This window comes from Bacillus tuaregi (genome assembly GCF_900104575.1).
GTDB lineage: Bacteria > Bacillota > Bacilli > Bacillales > Cytobacillaceae > Bacillus_BD > Bacillus_BD tuaregi.
Genome location: NZ_LT629731.1, coordinates 950,744 through 965,290, shown reverse-complemented (window position 1 = coordinate 965,290; position 14,547 = coordinate 950,744). Strand labels below are relative to the sequence as shown.

The following is a 14,547-nucleotide window of genomic DNA, read 5'->3' as shown; positions in this document are numbered from 1 at the left end:
ATGAAAACAGTTATGTATTGTCCAGATTTTTGATAAGATAGGGAAGAGAATTATGTGACGAGCAGTCAAAAACTATAAGGAGGTTCTTTCGTGAATTGGAAAACCTTTCTAACCGGTGTAGGTTCCGGTGTTGCAATCGGTATTATTCTTAATCAAGCAATAGATAAAAATAAAACCATTTCAGCCGAAAAAGCACTGGCAAATGCAAAAGCTGCCTTTAAAAAGCATGGTCCCATAACAGGCTCATGGATTCAAATGGAAAAACAGCCTTATTCGAAGTCATTTTTGGAGTACGAAGTCTATATCGGCGGTATTTCTCGAAATGTTGACGGTCAAAATGAACAATATGAATTTATTGTGGATACTAGCACAGGAGCCATCCTTGATGCTTATCCGCTAAGCTAAAAAACCCCGATCTCGGGGTTTTTTATTTTATAGTAAAACACTTTATCGTTCTCTTTTAACCGTTTCTGTCAATCTTCCTTCGTGATTCCATTTGACAGCTCGGTAGAACGAATCATGATAAAAGGTAAACCAGGCATTCCGATCAAGGCCAAATTGAAGCCATTTCTGCTTTGCAGCAATCGAATTCATAGGATAATCATCATATGCCATTACCCATAACACATTCTGATGAGCATGTGTTGGCATGATATCTGCCATGTGGACAACAGTCTCTCCATCATCCTCAATGACAACAATGGAGTGGCCGTCACTATGCCCTCCTGTATGTATTAGCTTCACATCTCCGAATGACCACTCCTTCTCAAATAATTCTACCTGCCCGGCAATCGCTTCCCAGTTTTCTTTCCAGTAAGTGCTTTTCGAGCGAATATTAGGTTGACGCATTTCATTCCATTCAATTGTATTAACGATAATTTTTGCATTTGGAAAAACTGGCTCATAATGACTACCATTCGGTTTTGTAAGACCACAGGCATGGTCAAAATGCAAATGTGTCATTAATACATAGTGAATGTCTTGGAGCGATAATCCAAGTATTTCAAGTGATGTCTCCAGCTTTGCTTCCTCTTCTGCACCGTAATTTCGCTTTTGCTTTTCCGTTAATTTATCATTCCCGATACCTGAGTCAATTAACAGATTGATGCCATTCATTTGGATAAGAATGGGGTCTGTCCTAAGTTCAATTTGGTTTTTATCGTTACAAGGATATTTCTTAGCCCATAGCGGCTTTGGAACAACGCCGAACATTGCACCACCATCTAGATAATTAACACCGCCATTTAACCACGTCAGCCTGCTGTTACGTAACTGTAATGTTTCCATCAAAGCCCTCCTTATCCTTTCGCACTCCTTTTAAAAAACAGTCCAGAAACTATAATCTTTTATGCGAGAAATATAGTATAATTTTTCCAAAATTGCAAATTTTAAGCTCAAAGTACCTACATCATAAAAATAAGAAAAGGCTGACCCATGGATCAACCTTCATTTTGGAATTGTACCTCACAGCGATAAATTCGATTGCCTCTTTCAGAGAATTTCTCCTCGTACTCAGTCATAATATTGCCTTCATAGGTACTGTTATGCAAATCAAGGCTGAGATATTTAAGCAGCATACCATAAGCTGAAAAGCTCATAAGGGAGTATTCAAACAAGCCCTGATTATCGGTTTTAAAGTGTATTTCACCATTCACAGGGAGAATTTCCTCATATATCTTTAAAAACGACCTATAGGTCAAGCGTCGCTTTTCATGACGGCTTTTCGGCCAAGGGTCCGAGAAGTTTAAATAAACTCTTGAGACCTCACCCTTTGCAAAATATAGTGGTAAATCGACTGCATTAGCATTCAAAAGCTTTACGTTTGGTAGCTCCGCTTCTATTAAACGGTCAAGCGCTGATACAATTACACTTTCCTGCAGCTCAATTCCTAAATAATTAATAGAAGGATTGGCTTTTGCCATCTCCGTAATAAAACGGCCTTTTCCAGTACCAATCTCAATATGAAGAGGTTGGTTATTTTCATAAACCGTATCCCACTTCCCTTTTAATTCATCAGGAGCAGCTACGACATATTGTGGGTACTGCTCAATTTTTTCCTTTGCCCAAGGTTTGTTTCTTAACCGCATGGTGACACCCCTATAGAGAATTTTTCGTACATTTCTTTACTTGTTAGCATATATCCACAGCCCAAAATAATTCCATTCGATAGGAATAAATTAAAAAAGAACTCACAAAATAATTGTGAATTCTCCTTTATATTTTCACATAGGAGACTGACAGAAAGGATGTTTGACCATGCCACTTGAATATCATGATCAAGTTACTTTACTAAAGGATATTTTATCTAATCATCAAACAGACTGCTGCGGCTCTGTAGCTGAGTGCCAGCAATTAGAGCGCTTAATTAAATCGTTAATGGTTAATGGCCATATCGATCATAATAGCATGCAGGTGCTCAATGAAGTTTATTCTTATAGTCAAAGCGGAATTAATGCTTCCAACTTAGATGCTCATATTGAATCACATCAAGAGCAGCTATCGCAATGGGTTGATGATATAGACCAGTTTTCATAATGACAGGTATTGATGTAGCCTGTCAATTTCTTTTTTCATTTCAGGCAGACGTGTCTTATCCTTATGCCATTGAATAGAAGAGAGCGTCTGTGCTATAACATACCATTTCATTCTTATCAGCAAATGATCATCTAGTGATAATCCATATAGACTCAGCCATTTCTCCCATTCATTGCGCGGGATATACCAGTACAGCAATGTCCCGATATCGATGGCTGGGTCTGCAACAACAGCCCCATCCCAGTCGATTAAATAGAGCTGGTTATTTTCATCAAGCAGCCAATTATTATGATTTACATCACAATGACATACCACTTTGTTTTCATAGTGAATTCGATTTACATTCTTCCCAAGAAAGACAAGCGCAGCTTTTACAGAATCAAGCTGACCTATTTCTTCATCCAGCTCCTGCTTTATCGCTTGTAAAATTTTCACAGGCTGCAAAGGAGTTTTCCCGAGACGCTTCAACATGCTTAGCAGTGGCTTAGATTTATGGATTTTCCTTAGAAGCTTCGCTACACTTGCCTGGTTCATTTCTGAGGGCTGTAGTTCCCGTCCGTTTAACCATTGCTGCGCAGTAAACACATCACCGGTTTCCAATCTTTTGGTCCATACAAGCTTAGGAACAATGCCCTCCGCTGATAGGCTCGCCAAAAATGGAGAAGTATTTCGTTTTAGAAAATATTGATTTTCTTCATGTTGTGCATAAAAGGCTTCCCCAGTTGCTCCGCCTGCGGGAACAATCTCCCAATCATGTCCAAAAAAGTGTTCCAATGCTGTTCACCTGCTTCTAATTACTGCCTAAAATAGCTTTAAGCGTCTGTTTTCCGATAGGAGGAAGCCTAGACGCCAGGAGCTTGCGCTGATATTTCATAGTCGAATTTTTGAAAAAGAAGGCTATTGTGATATAAAAGTATTTTACAATAGCCATCTTTTAAATTTTATCCTCACATCTATACGCCGTCAAGACTATCCTTGTCTTTTCATCAGTCAATTTGAAATTCAGTCCTTATATAATACATATGAGCTAATTGGTTTTAAACTTATTTTATGACTCACTCTGCTAATAGGAAGTGTACCACTTTGGTCTGCGTCAGCCAAAATAACCCAGTTTCCTTCAGGCAATTCAACACCTTCTTCTTTTTTGGTAGGATTGAGGAGCACAACAATGGATTGACTGGGTCCATACGCTTTAACATCCTGTAGAGCCCATCCAATCAGTGGTTTTTGGAGGGGCAAAAAATGCATATGCTTTCGAATTAGAGCCGCAGTGGGTAAGCGAAAGCCACGATGTGATTTACGAATCTTAATGATTCCTTTTACATACTCGACATGTTGACAAAACTGTTCACGCAGATTCCAATCAAGCCAATTCGTTTCATTGCTTGATTTATAGCTATTACCTTCTCCCCGCTTCGTCCGGAAAAATTCCTGTCCGCTATGGAGAAAGGGGACACCCTGTGCAAGAAGGACCATCACGGTTGCTAATCGATGAACCCTTTCAAGCTCTTCCTGCTTTTCAGTTTGTAAGCACACGATCAATTTATCCCACAATGTATGGTTGTCATGGGATTCCACATAATTAACACTTTGATCCGGTTCTAAAAATAGGCCTTCTTTATTTTCAATGCCAATACTGCCGGCAAGAACCTGCCTTGCCATTTCATAATAATGGTCATTTCCACACACATAGCCCAAATCGTACATATTAAAGGTGCTTCCTTTAATGGAATCACGAAACCAATCATTAAATTGTCCAATACGGGGTAAGCTATTTTGATTTCGAATATTCGCTTTTCTTTCTAGTGGAAGTGGCGTATTCAAATCCCAGCCTTCACCAATGATTAGGATAGAGGAATCCACTTGATTTATAGCAGCCCTAATTTCCTTCATCGTGTCGGTATCAAGAATTCCCATCAAATCAAAGCGAAAACCGTCAGCCTGATATTCATTAAGCCAAAATAATACAGAATCGAGGATAAATTTCCTTACCATTTTTCGCTCAGAAGCGATATCATTCCCTACGCCTGTTCCATTCGAGGGCATCCCGTGTTGATCATGGCGAAAATAGTAGCCGGGAACTATCTTTTCAAAGCTCGAGGCTTCCCTATCAAAAACATGATTGTAAACAACGTCAAAAATCACACGAAGTCCATTTTGATGAATCGTATCAATTAGTGTTTTTAACTCATTTATCCTGCGATAAGGATCCCGCGGGTCCGTACTATAGCTTCCGTCAGGAACATTGTAGTGAAGGGGGTTATAGCCCCAATTGTATTCCTTTTTCTGTCCGAGCTCATCTACACCCGAAAAATCATTGAGTGGTAGAAACTCGATGTGCGTTACACCAAGCTCCTTTATATAGCTAAGGGCTGTTGAGCTTCCTTTACTGGTTTTAGTGCCGATTTCAGCAGCACCCAAATAAAGACCTTTATTCACAACACCACTGTTAGGATGAATCGTCAAGTCTCTCATATGAGTTTCATAAATGATACAATCAACAGCATTCTCAATTGGAGGCAGCACGTGTTTTGACATATTTGTTTTATTTATATCTATGATAACTCCTTCTTCTCCGTTAGCTGTAACAGCAACAGCATAAGGGTCAACTGCTTCCTTCCATTGGAGATTGACACAGACTAAATACGTATAAAGGTAATTCTCAAGATTCTGATGAACGGTTATTGTCCAAACTCCTTTATCTTCCCTTTGCAAATCCATCATTTCCTGACTGGATTTATCAGCTGTGTTTAATTTTATCTTTACTCCTGTAGCCGTAGGTGCCCATAGCTTAAAAACGGTGTATTCCGAATGATACGCTGCACCTAACGTCCCGTCATAATAAAAGGCTTCATCAAATGCCCTTGTTCTTGTCACTGCTCCAATCTGCAAATCAGTCTTCCTATTCCGCTGATCTTGAATCCAATATTGACTGCCAATTTCGAGCTCTGCCTGTACGTGGCAAATGTATTTCATAAAATCATTCAGTTGTACACGCTCAACAATCGTGAGAGGATATTCACCTCCATCACATACCAATGAAAAGGAATATTCATCGTCGTGGTGAAAAGGATGAGGAATAATGATGGTAATCACTTTCATCTCATCTAAATAGGCTTGATAGTCCCTTTCAATCGCGATCATGTTTCTTCATTCCCTTCACTTCCTCTTTGTTGAAAATCTTGTAGTCAAGGCAAGAAATAGAAAAAACACTAGCATTCGTCATTTCCACTATTTGTCTCCCACTCCATACGCCTAATAGATGTTGTCTGACAATAATCCAATAATGCCTTGGCTCCTTTAAGCTGTGTTGATTTTAATGGCGAACGAAGCCCACGTAAGCTAGAAAACCACTCCTCGTAATTTCGCTTATCAATTAGGGTCACATCATAGGGAGGTAATGGATAATCAATATAACCGTTCCTTGACAGGATGACTTTGTGAACAGGTAGTTCAATATCATATAATTGAAAGATATTTTTCACTATTTTCTCAGTTCTATTAGCAGGAATTATGGGATTAACGATTTTTTTCTCACCCTGCTTATCTCTTACTTCCCAAAACTTTTGATTGGACCCGACAAACACGGATAAATCCTGCTCTTCAAGAAAGGTTATACACCAAACCTCTGTCGGGCTTATCAATATCGGCTCTACTTCAATTTTCGCCTTTTTTAACAGAAATATCGGTCGATATAGAACGAGATACGTATCTGGAAAGCGCTGAAGGAAATAGCGCAAATGTTCATCAAAAAAGAATTTCTTATTCATAATAGATTTTTCAGCAAGGGTCGAGGTTGCCCATTTCAATTGAAAATCAAAAAGCTGATTAAGAAATTGCTGCTTCAATTCCTCTAGATTGTCTGCATGGTGAACCATGGCAGAGAATTGATCGATATCTTCCTGCTCTTCAAAAACACGATTAACCTCCAATTGTTCAGTCGCTTCTCTATCATTTCTTCGATTAAACATTGTTTTTATTTTAGTGAGAAAAGGCTGTTTCTCTTCCATTTTCCATTCCGTTGGTTGAGCTATAGTAATTGGATGATTCGGTGTTTCCCAGTTGTAACGCAGCTTTTCCCATTGCTGCTTTTTTAAAGTGACAAAGCGGGAAGGATAGTGAAAAATATTTTGTTCATAACGTGATGCATAATCTTGTAGCTTTATTAACTGTCCCATTATTTTCTTCCTCTTTTACTTCTCATTGCTTGTTAACGTCCGTCTGCTCTATTATCAGCATTCTCCTTATTAGTTTATCTTTGTACTGTAAGATGCACAAGTGCCTACTCTTGACCTGCAACCTTAAGCTTAATGCTTATTTTTTCTTATATTCTATTCAGTAGCCAAGGAAAAGGTGGCAATGGGTTCATACTTCGGTCTTTTTTCTAGATTTGTTTTATACAAGGTCACTTCATTAGCTGTAAAGGTAATAGGGTCCTGCTGAAATGGATTTTCGGAAACCAACCAGGCATGATTAAATTCAGTCCCCTGCCAATTCCGTGCCAATGTAATATGCGGAGTAAACGGACGTTTCTCGAGTGTGAAGCCTGTCTTTAAACATGCTGTAAAAACAAGTGATTGCACACTCTCAAGCATATTTTCCTGTTTGATTGATGCCCAGAAGATACGCGGGGATTTTTTATTTCCAAATACACCAAGTCCTTGAACCTGTAAAGGAAAGGTTTTTTCACTTTTTATGCTTTCCCCTATTAAATCAATCGATCTTTGTAGTAAGTCTTTCTCAGCAGAACCAAGGAATGCAAAGGTTATATGGTAATCATCCTTATCCACCCACCGTTTAAACGGGAAATGCCCCCTTACCTCTTCAAGCTGATGAGCGATGGCATTTTTTGCTGCCTGTGGAATCGAAAGAGCCCAAAAGTAATGTGTATTCACCGCTTTTACCTCACTTTTTGTTAGCCTAAATATGGCATTCTTCGATAAAGCTGATAGAAGCACCCGTATGATGACGGGTGCTTTTTCTTTCAAAACCTGTTACTTCGCAAGCTCGTATATGGCTTGCGCATAAATGGAGGTAGCCTTCAGTAAGTCATCGATATACATGTACTCGTCCTTTTGATGGGCGATATCCTCTCTACCTGGGAAAAGAGGGCCGAAAGCAACACCGGATGTTAACGAGCGTGCATAGGTGCCTCCTCCAATCGCTAACAGCTCCGCTGTCTCACCAGTTTGTTCTTCATATACTTTTTTTAGCGTTTGTATCAATTCATGATTTTCATCAACATGATGCGGCTTTGAATCTGATAAATTCTCGATCTTAAAGCCTTTTTGACTGCCTAATAGTTCAAGCAGCTCCTTCGTTTTCTCAATTTCAGTTGTGACGGGATAGCGCAGGTTCAATCCAAACATGCCTCCCCTTTCACTCTGGTACGTCATTTTCCCTACATTAATAGTCAGTTCACCGGAAAGATTATCCGAGTATGCCAAGCCCAATTGCTTGCCCCTAGAATCCCTGAACAAGTAGCGGGAAGCAAACTCAAAGTAAGGAGCAGCCTGTTGATCCGGCTTGTTTTCACAAATAAACTGAGCTAAATAAAGACCGGCATTTTTACCTAAATTCGGCTCCATCCCATGTGCTGAAACTCCCTCAAGCTCGATGATTAAACTGCCGTTATCAACATAACATTTCCCCTTTAACCCATGCTCCTGTTGGAAGTCTTTAAATCTCTGAATGACATCTGTCTTCTCTTTTTGAACATGCATAACCGCTTTCGCAAAATCCGGGACCATATTATATCGTTTACCAGACTCAAAGCTGATTATTTCTAATTTCACATCCTGATCTATATTCGTTTCTTTCCTCATGGTTTGGACAAGATCAAAATCACAAATCCCTTTTTCAGCAAATATAATAGGGAAGTCGGCATCTGGTGCAAAACCGACCGTTGGCATTTCCTCATGTTCAAAATAATGGTCCACACATCTCCAATCACTTTCCTCGTCTGTCCCAATAATCATACGGACACGTTTAGTTAAAGGTAGTTTTAATTCTTTAACTATTTTCATGGCATAATAGGCAGCCACAGTTGGACCTTTATCATCAAGCGCCCCTCTAGCAAAAATCCTTCCATCCCGAATTTCCGCTCCGTACGGATCACTTGTCCATCCGTCACCTTCAGGAACTACATCCACATGACAGAGAATCCCTACACAATCATCCCCCTGTCCAAACTCAATATGACCGGCTAAATTCCCCGTATTCTTTGTCTGGAAGCCATCCTTCTCACCTAGTTCAAGCATGAACATCAAAGCTTCTTTTACACCTTTCCCAAGTGGAGCATCCTTTGTAGCATTTTCCTCATCTAAAACACTCTTAATCCGTAAAATACTTTGCGTATCCTTAAGCAGTGCATCTTTTCTTTTTAATACTTCATCAGACCAATTTATATGTACCATTTGAAACCCCCATTACAACAAGAACTTGGCTGCTGAAATTTCTCAGCACCTAACTAAAGCATATCATAATCTTAATATATAATAAGTATGCTTTCTATTTCATCCTACTCTTAAAATCATTACCATACCAGCATTGATTATGCAAAAAAGTACTCAATAATGTTTGAAATCTTTTAATATTAATTGAATGTTCTGCATAGTGTAGTTTTAGATATTCATATTATCCCGCTATTTATTCTGACATAAATTTCAAATGTCGTTAAACTTTTGTAAAATCAGTCCTACATAGTGGAAATCTTATGATAATATGGATATTATATAGGTAGAGGTAAAGCAACAAGTACTTACTATATGTAGTAGAAAAGGGGTTGTCTGGGGAAAAGAAGCGAATATTCTCGGAGATTACGATCTTCACTAAAGTGTTGGATGCTGGAATTTGTCCTAGGTTTGAAATTAGGATAGGGAGTGGTTTATTGAAACCGTCAACTAACCGGATGTTAAACCGTATCAAATCCGTCTATATGTTTATTAATAATCGAGGAACCGTTACAACCCAAGAACTTGTAGAGGAATTCGGAATTACACCTCGAACGATACAAAGAGACTTAAATGTCTTAGCGTACAACGATTTAGTCAAGAGCCCAAGTCGAGGAAAATGGACAACAACTAAAAAGAAAGTAAAATTAACATCGTAACAAATAACCGCAAAATAAGCTGCCTTCTATAAGAGGGCAGCTTATTTTGCGGTTGCTTCCCTCAATGCCGCCATTTCATCATCAGTTAGCTCACGGTACTCTCCGAGTTCAAGACTTTCATCCAATTGTATAGGCCCCATTGAAATTCTTTGCAGGTAAACAACCTTTTTCCCCACCGCTTCAAACATTCTTTTAACTTGATGGAATTTACCTTCTGTAATCGTTAACTCAATATCAGAACGAATCCCTGATTTTAATATTTTTAGCTTACCTGGCTTTGTTACATAGCCATCATCTAATGTGACACCCGCCGCAAAGGCCATCACATCCTCTTCAGACACCTCTTGATCGATCACAGCAAAATACGTTTTGGGAACATGTTTTTTCGGTGACAAGAGCTGATGGGCCAGCTGACCATCATTTGTCAGAAGCAGCAAGCCCTCTGTATCTTTATCAAGCCTTCCGACTGGAAAGGGCGAATAAACGGCATCCTCCAATTCAAGTAAATCAATGACTGTTTCATCATGGTTATCCTCTGTAGCAGAAATCACCCCCTGTGGCTTATTCATCATAAGATAAATATACTCTTTATACTCAATGACTTCACCCTGTAGTGTTACTGTATCCTTATTTGGATTAACTTGTTCCTTCCCATTCTTCACGATAACATCATTTATTTGGACAACTCCGCTCTTGAGCAGGTCCTTTACTTCCTTTCGACTGCCATATCCCATATTCGCTAACATTTTATCAATACGCACAATATCACTCCTTCTATCCCATTATAGGCTATTATCCATTTCCAATTCATAAAAAAACCATAGTATGTAATCGTGCAGCTACTTTTAGTGCATTTACACATAAAAAAAAGCGAGGAGATGTGTCAATGATGATGAATTACCGACCATTTGATCAAGTATATCCACTTATTGATTATCGCCAGCAGGGAGCTCAATTTTTCCCTGGATTTCCTGGTGGAAACGTAAATCAACGGATTGAACGCTTAGAGCGTCAGATTGAAAGATTAGACCGTCGAATGGACCAAGTTGATCGCCGTCTAGACAGAATTGAAAGAAGACTTGGTATTCGTCAGGAAGAACAATATTATTAAAGTACCGTGTTGTTTATTTTGCAAAAGGATAAGGGTCTCCATTTCGGAGACCCTTATTCTATCCTTTCAGATGTAGCTTTTCCATGACTCTGTCCACTTTTGCTCCAAACAAACGATTTACTAATTTAGACTTCAAACCAAGGATTAAATAAATACCTGCACCAATTGCAGCACAAACAAGGATGATAATAAGTGACTGCCATACCGATTCTGGAGATAAGAAAAGCGTAAGTAGCCAATATGTGCCCCCTGCACCGGCGAACATTAACACAGAAAGAATAATGATTAAGAGAATTCTCCGAAATACAAGTTGAAACGAGTACTGCGTATAGGTTTTTATGACAAACAGGTTTATCATAATGGCAGCTCCGTAACCAAGCGCTGTTGCTAGGATAGCCCCTTCCGTTTGCATAAGCTTAATCAATGGAATATTTAAACTAAGTTTAATAAGCAGCCCGACTAATAGACTTAGAATCGTAAAACGCTGTTCATCAATTCCCTGCATAATGGCAGCCGTGACAGAATAGAGAGCAAAAAGAATCGCAACCGGTGCATATGCCCGCAATACCTCCGTGCCAAGCACATCATGTCCATAAAATGCCGTAAAAATCGGCTCTGCCAATAGTGACATTCCCACTACCGCCGGTAACGTCAGGAATAATAAAACCTGGAACGATTGATTCAACTGACGGTTCAACCCTTTTCTATCATTTTCAACATAGGTCTGGGTGATATTCGGTACTAGCGTTAATGAAAAAGCGGTTGCTAGGGAAACAGGGATAATCACCAATTTATGAGAATAAAAATTTAAGGTTGTAAAGGCAAAGTCAGCTTCCGAGGCCAGCCCGATTTCAACCATTGCTCTATTAAACGTCATTTGGTCAATAAATTGAAATAATGGATTCGCAATGCCGACAAATACAAAGGGCGCTGCATAGAAAACAATTTCTTTATACATAGACTTTAAGGAAATATCAACTGTCCCTTTATCCTGTAAAAGCAACTCATCGAGATGTGGCTTGCGTTTATACCAATACCAAAATAGAACAGCTAGGCTGCCAATGGCTCCAATAAAAGCTGCAAACGTAGCCACGCTGACTGCTGTTGCCATTTTGCCATTCATGACATATAGGACAATAAAAGCACCTGCTAAAAGAAAAACAATCCGAACAATTTGCTCTACTACCTGTGATACGGCTGATGGGCCCATCGATTGATGTCCCTGGAAAAAGCCTCTGATCAAGCTCATAAAAGGGACCACAATCAGAGCAAAGCTGACTGCACGAATAACGGTGATGACATCCTCTATTTTTGTCTCCTGATCGTCATCCCGAATCACCATCTCACCTAAAATAGGGGCAGAGAAATATAAAATTAAAAAAGAAACAACCCCCGTAATCAACATCACTACTAAACCAGATTTAAATAGTTTTCTTCCTACCGCGTATTCCTCGAGCGCGTTATATTTCGAAATAAATTTAGAAATGGCTAGAGGAATACCAGCAGTGGCAATACTAATAAATATGGTATAAGGTACATACGAATATTGATAGAGTGTTGTCCCCTCTTTTCCAACAATAGCATCAAAAGGAATGACATAAAATAAACCAAGCACTTTAGAAATAATAGTTCCGAGAGTTAAAATAAACGTACCTCTTAAAAGCTTAGACGACATTAATTCCTTCTCCTTCTCAACGTAGGAATATATAATTGATCCTTCTCATAGAAAAAAGCATAATAATGATTAATTTTATTCCTTTCTTCCTAATCATTAACATTTTGACTTGAAAACACACTATTTGTAGTTTACTCTTCTTTCATAAAGAATTCTAGTACTTAATAGGAAGGGAATTAAGATATGTATGATGTTATTGTAATTGGTGGGGGTCCTTCTGGATTGATGGCAGCTATTACAGCTGGTGAATCAGGAGCAAGGGTACTACTCCTTGATAAAGGCGACAAGCTTGGGAGAAAGCTGGCTATTTCAGGCGGAGGTCGTTGTAATGTAACGAACCGACTGCCAACTGATGAATTAATTAAACACATCCCTGGAAATGGACGATTTTTACATAGCGCATTTTCTATTTTTAACAACGAGGATATTATTATCTTTTTCAAGAAATTAGGAATTGAATTAAAGGAAGAGGATCATGGACGGATGTTTCCTGTCACTGACAAAGCACAGTCTGTGGTAGATGCCTTACTACGTAAGCTTTCAAGCCTGCATGTTGAAATTAAAACCAATTGTCCAGTCGAAACAATTGTATATGGTGAAAACGAAATGAAATCCATTCTTTTAAAAAGTGGGAAGAAATATGATACAAAAGCAGTTGTCATTGCTGTCGGCGGTAAATCAGTTCCACACACTGGTTCGACAGGGGATGGCTATGCCTGGGCTCAAAAAGCAGGTCATACAATTACAGAGCTGTTTCCTACCGAAGTACCAGTAACCTCGAACGAGCCCTTTATTAAAGAAAAAACATTACAGGGACTATCCTTACGTGGAGTTGCCTTAAGTGTGTTAAATCAAAAGGGCAAGGCTGTTGTTTCACATAAGATGGATATGATTTTCACCCATTTCGGCATAAGCGGCCCAGCTGTCCTTCGTTGCAGCCAATTTATTGTAAAAGAATTAAAAAAATCACCTCAGCAGAAGGTGCTTGTTAATCTAGACGTCTTTCCTGAGAAAAAAGAGGAGGCACTATTTCAGGAGCTTATGCAGCTGATAAAATCAGAGCCGAAAAAGAATGTAAAGAATGTGTTAAAAAATTTACTGCCAGAGCGTTATCTGCTTTTCCTCTTAGAGTACAATCAAATCGATCCAATGGCACAGACTGCCACTTTATCAAATGATAAGCTACGAGACTTTGTTGAAAGCTGTAAAAGATTCCGATTTACAGTAAACGGTACGCTGTCTCTCGAAAAAGCATTTATAACCGGCGGAGGTATATCCACGAAAGAAATTGAACCGAAAACAATGGCCTCAAAAAAAATGCCAGGCTTGTATTTTTGCGGAGAAATCCTTGATATCCATGGCTATACCGGTGGCTTTAATATTACAGCTGCTTTCGTAACAGGAAGGCTTGCAGGTCAAAGTGCTGCCCAATACAGCAAAATGCTGAAGTAAAAAAAGTGATCGAGCCTGCTCTGTCAGGCTCGATAGATAATCATAGCTGAAAAGCAATAAATTTGTTCCTCATCCTCCTCATCAGGCATTGCTGCTACGTTATATTTAATATCTAGCAATTTTTTCTCATCTAAATCCTTTAAGAAATCATTCATCTCTGATTCTAAATTCTTCTCGTGCTCCTGATCAAATACCTTCACTTGAATCATTCTGCTTCCTCCCTTCCAACGAAATCACCCCTATTTTTCCCATTATTTTCATTTTTTAATCTTTATATTATTCGAAAAATACCTACATAAAAAGGACCACAGAAAGAATGTAATCTGTGGTCCTGAACTAGGCTTATTCTGTTTTACCTCTCCAATCAAGCATTCCGCCTGTCATATTGCGGACTTTATAGCCTTGTGCCTGCATAAATTCGCAAACATAGGCACTTCTTGAGCCTGAACGGCAAACCATAATGTATTCTTTGTCTTTGTCAAAAGAACCTAAGCTTGCCGGGATATCTCCCATTGGAATATGCTTGGCCCCTGGTATCATCCCCATGGCCACTTCATCATGTTCTCTTACATCTACAAGCTCCAGCTTCTCCCCTGCTTCGAGCTTTTCCATTAATTCATTTGTTGTTATGACTGCTATTTGACTCATGTATTACACCCCTAA

Annotated in this window: 16 protein-coding genes; 5 read left to right on the top strand and 11 right to left on the bottom strand. The window is 39.1% G+C overall.

The genetic code is table 11. The annotated features are described in order from the left end of the window. The first annotated feature begins 90 nt into the window (after positions 1-90). Positions 91-405, top strand: a complete 315-nt coding sequence (locus BQ5321_RS06965; RefSeq protein WP_071393803.1) for a PepSY domain-containing protein — start codon at positions 91-93, stop codon at positions 403-405. Between the two features lie 42 nt (positions 406-447). Here BQ5321_RS06965 and BQ5321_RS06960 read toward each other — a convergent pair whose 3' ends face one another. Both BQ5321_RS06960 and trmB read right to left on the bottom strand, forming a co-directional pair. Continuing rightward, positions 448-1,287 carry a YtnP family quorum-quenching lactonase gene (locus BQ5321_RS06960; protein ID WP_071393802.1) on the bottom strand — a complete coding sequence of 280 codons (840 nt, stop codon included), beginning with the start codon at positions 1,285-1,287 and terminating at the stop codon, positions 448-450. Between the two features lie 152 nt (positions 1,288-1,439). Beyond that, the gene (gene trmB / locus BQ5321_RS06955; protein ID WP_071393801.1) at positions 1,440-2,087 is read right to left on the bottom strand and encodes a tRNA (guanosine(46)-N7)-methyltransferase TrmB; all 648 of its coding nucleotides are present in this window, start codon (positions 2,085-2,087) and stop codon (positions 1,440-1,442) included. 169 nt (positions 2,088-2,256) lie between these two features. Between trmB and BQ5321_RS06950 the strand changes: the two genes are divergently transcribed. Further along, entirely contained in the window at positions 2,257-2,535 is a 279-nt protein-coding gene (locus tag BQ5321_RS06950) for a YtzH-like family protein (protein WP_071393800.1), read from the top strand. Here BQ5321_RS06950 and BQ5321_RS06945 read toward each other — a convergent pair. The 5 genes from BQ5321_RS06945 to pepV all read right to left on the bottom strand — a co-directional run bounded on the left by BQ5321_RS06945 (position 2,530) and on the right by pepV (position 8,951). Beyond that, a complete protein-coding gene (locus BQ5321_RS06945; protein ID WP_071393799.1) occupies positions 2,530-3,309 on the bottom strand; it encodes a phosphotransferase family protein in 780 nt (259 codons plus the stop codon). The two genes, BQ5321_RS06950 and BQ5321_RS06945, sit on opposite strands and share 6 nt — an antisense overlap. Positions 3,310-3,537: 228 nt before the next feature. Beyond that, positions 3,538-5,679 carry a type I pullulanase gene (gene pulA / locus BQ5321_RS06940; protein WP_071393798.1) on the bottom strand — a complete coding sequence of 714 codons (2,142 nt, stop codon included), beginning with the start codon at positions 5,677-5,679 and terminating at the stop codon, positions 3,538-3,540. 68 nt (positions 5,680-5,747) lie between these two features. Further along, positions 5,748-6,713: a nuclease-related domain-containing protein gene (locus BQ5321_RS06935; protein ID WP_071393797.1), complete on the bottom strand. Its 966-nt coding sequence runs from the start codon at positions 6,711-6,713 to the stop codon at positions 5,748-5,750. A 153-nt stretch (positions 6,714-6,866) separates the two neighbouring features. Beyond that, positions 6,867-7,523, bottom strand: coding sequence for an RNA 2',3'-cyclic phosphodiesterase (thpR, locus tag BQ5321_RS06930; RefSeq protein WP_084786676.1), 657 nt, complete (start codon positions 7,521-7,523; stop codon positions 6,867-6,869). Between the two features lie 6 nt (positions 7,524-7,529). Then, positions 7,530-8,951, bottom strand: a complete 1,422-nt coding sequence (pepV, locus tag BQ5321_RS06925; protein WP_071393796.1) for a dipeptidase PepV — start codon at positions 8,949-8,951, stop codon at positions 7,530-7,532. A gap of 473 nt (positions 8,952-9,424) precedes the next feature. On the opposite strand from pepV, the gene BQ5321_RS23660 reads away from it, so the two are divergent. Further along, positions 9,425-9,646 carry a DeoR family transcriptional regulator gene (locus tag BQ5321_RS23660; RefSeq protein WP_084786922.1) on the top strand — a complete coding sequence of 74 codons (222 nt, stop codon included), beginning with the start codon at positions 9,425-9,427 and terminating at the stop codon, positions 9,644-9,646. Between the two features lie 41 nt (positions 9,647-9,687). Here the strand turns inward: BQ5321_RS23660 and BQ5321_RS06920 are convergent, their stop codons facing one another. Next, complete coding sequence (locus BQ5321_RS06920; RefSeq protein ID WP_071393795.1) at positions 9,688-10,407, bottom strand: pseudouridine synthase; 720 nt, start codon at positions 10,405-10,407, stop codon at positions 9,688-9,690. Positions 10,408-10,535: 128 nt separating this feature from the next. Here BQ5321_RS06920 and BQ5321_RS06915 point away from each other — a divergent pair, with 128 nt between their 5' ends. Beyond that, on the top strand, positions 10,536-10,757 hold the full coding sequence (locus BQ5321_RS06915; RefSeq protein ID WP_071396805.1) for a hypothetical protein: 222 nt from the start codon (positions 10,536-10,538) through the stop codon (positions 10,755-10,757). A gap of 58 nt (positions 10,758-10,815) precedes the next feature. Here BQ5321_RS06915 and BQ5321_RS06910 read toward each other — a convergent pair whose 3' ends face one another. Continuing rightward, entirely contained in the window at positions 10,816-12,432 is a 1,617-nt protein-coding gene (locus tag BQ5321_RS06910; protein ID WP_071393794.1) for a putative polysaccharide biosynthesis protein, read from the bottom strand. A 183-nt stretch (positions 12,433-12,615) separates the two neighbouring features. Between BQ5321_RS06910 and BQ5321_RS06905 the strand changes: the two genes are divergently transcribed. Continuing rightward, positions 12,616-13,884, top strand: coding sequence for a BaiN/RdsA family NAD(P)/FAD-dependent oxidoreductase (locus BQ5321_RS06905; RefSeq protein ID WP_071393793.1), 1,269 nt, complete (start codon positions 12,616-12,618; stop codon positions 13,882-13,884). A 23-nt stretch (positions 13,885-13,907) separates the two neighbouring features. Here the strand turns inward: BQ5321_RS06905 and BQ5321_RS06900 are convergent, their stop codons facing one another. Both BQ5321_RS06900 and BQ5321_RS06895 read right to left on the bottom strand, forming a co-directional pair. After that, entirely contained in the window at positions 13,908-14,093 is a 186-nt protein-coding gene (locus BQ5321_RS06900; protein ID WP_071393792.1) for a sporulation protein Cse60, read from the bottom strand. A 133-nt stretch (positions 14,094-14,226) separates the two neighbouring features. Next, on the bottom strand, positions 14,227-14,532 hold the full coding sequence (locus BQ5321_RS06895; protein WP_071393791.1) for a rhodanese-like domain-containing protein: 306 nt from the start codon (positions 14,530-14,532) through the stop codon (positions 14,227-14,229). Between the last annotated feature and the right edge of the window lie 15 nt (positions 14,533-14,547).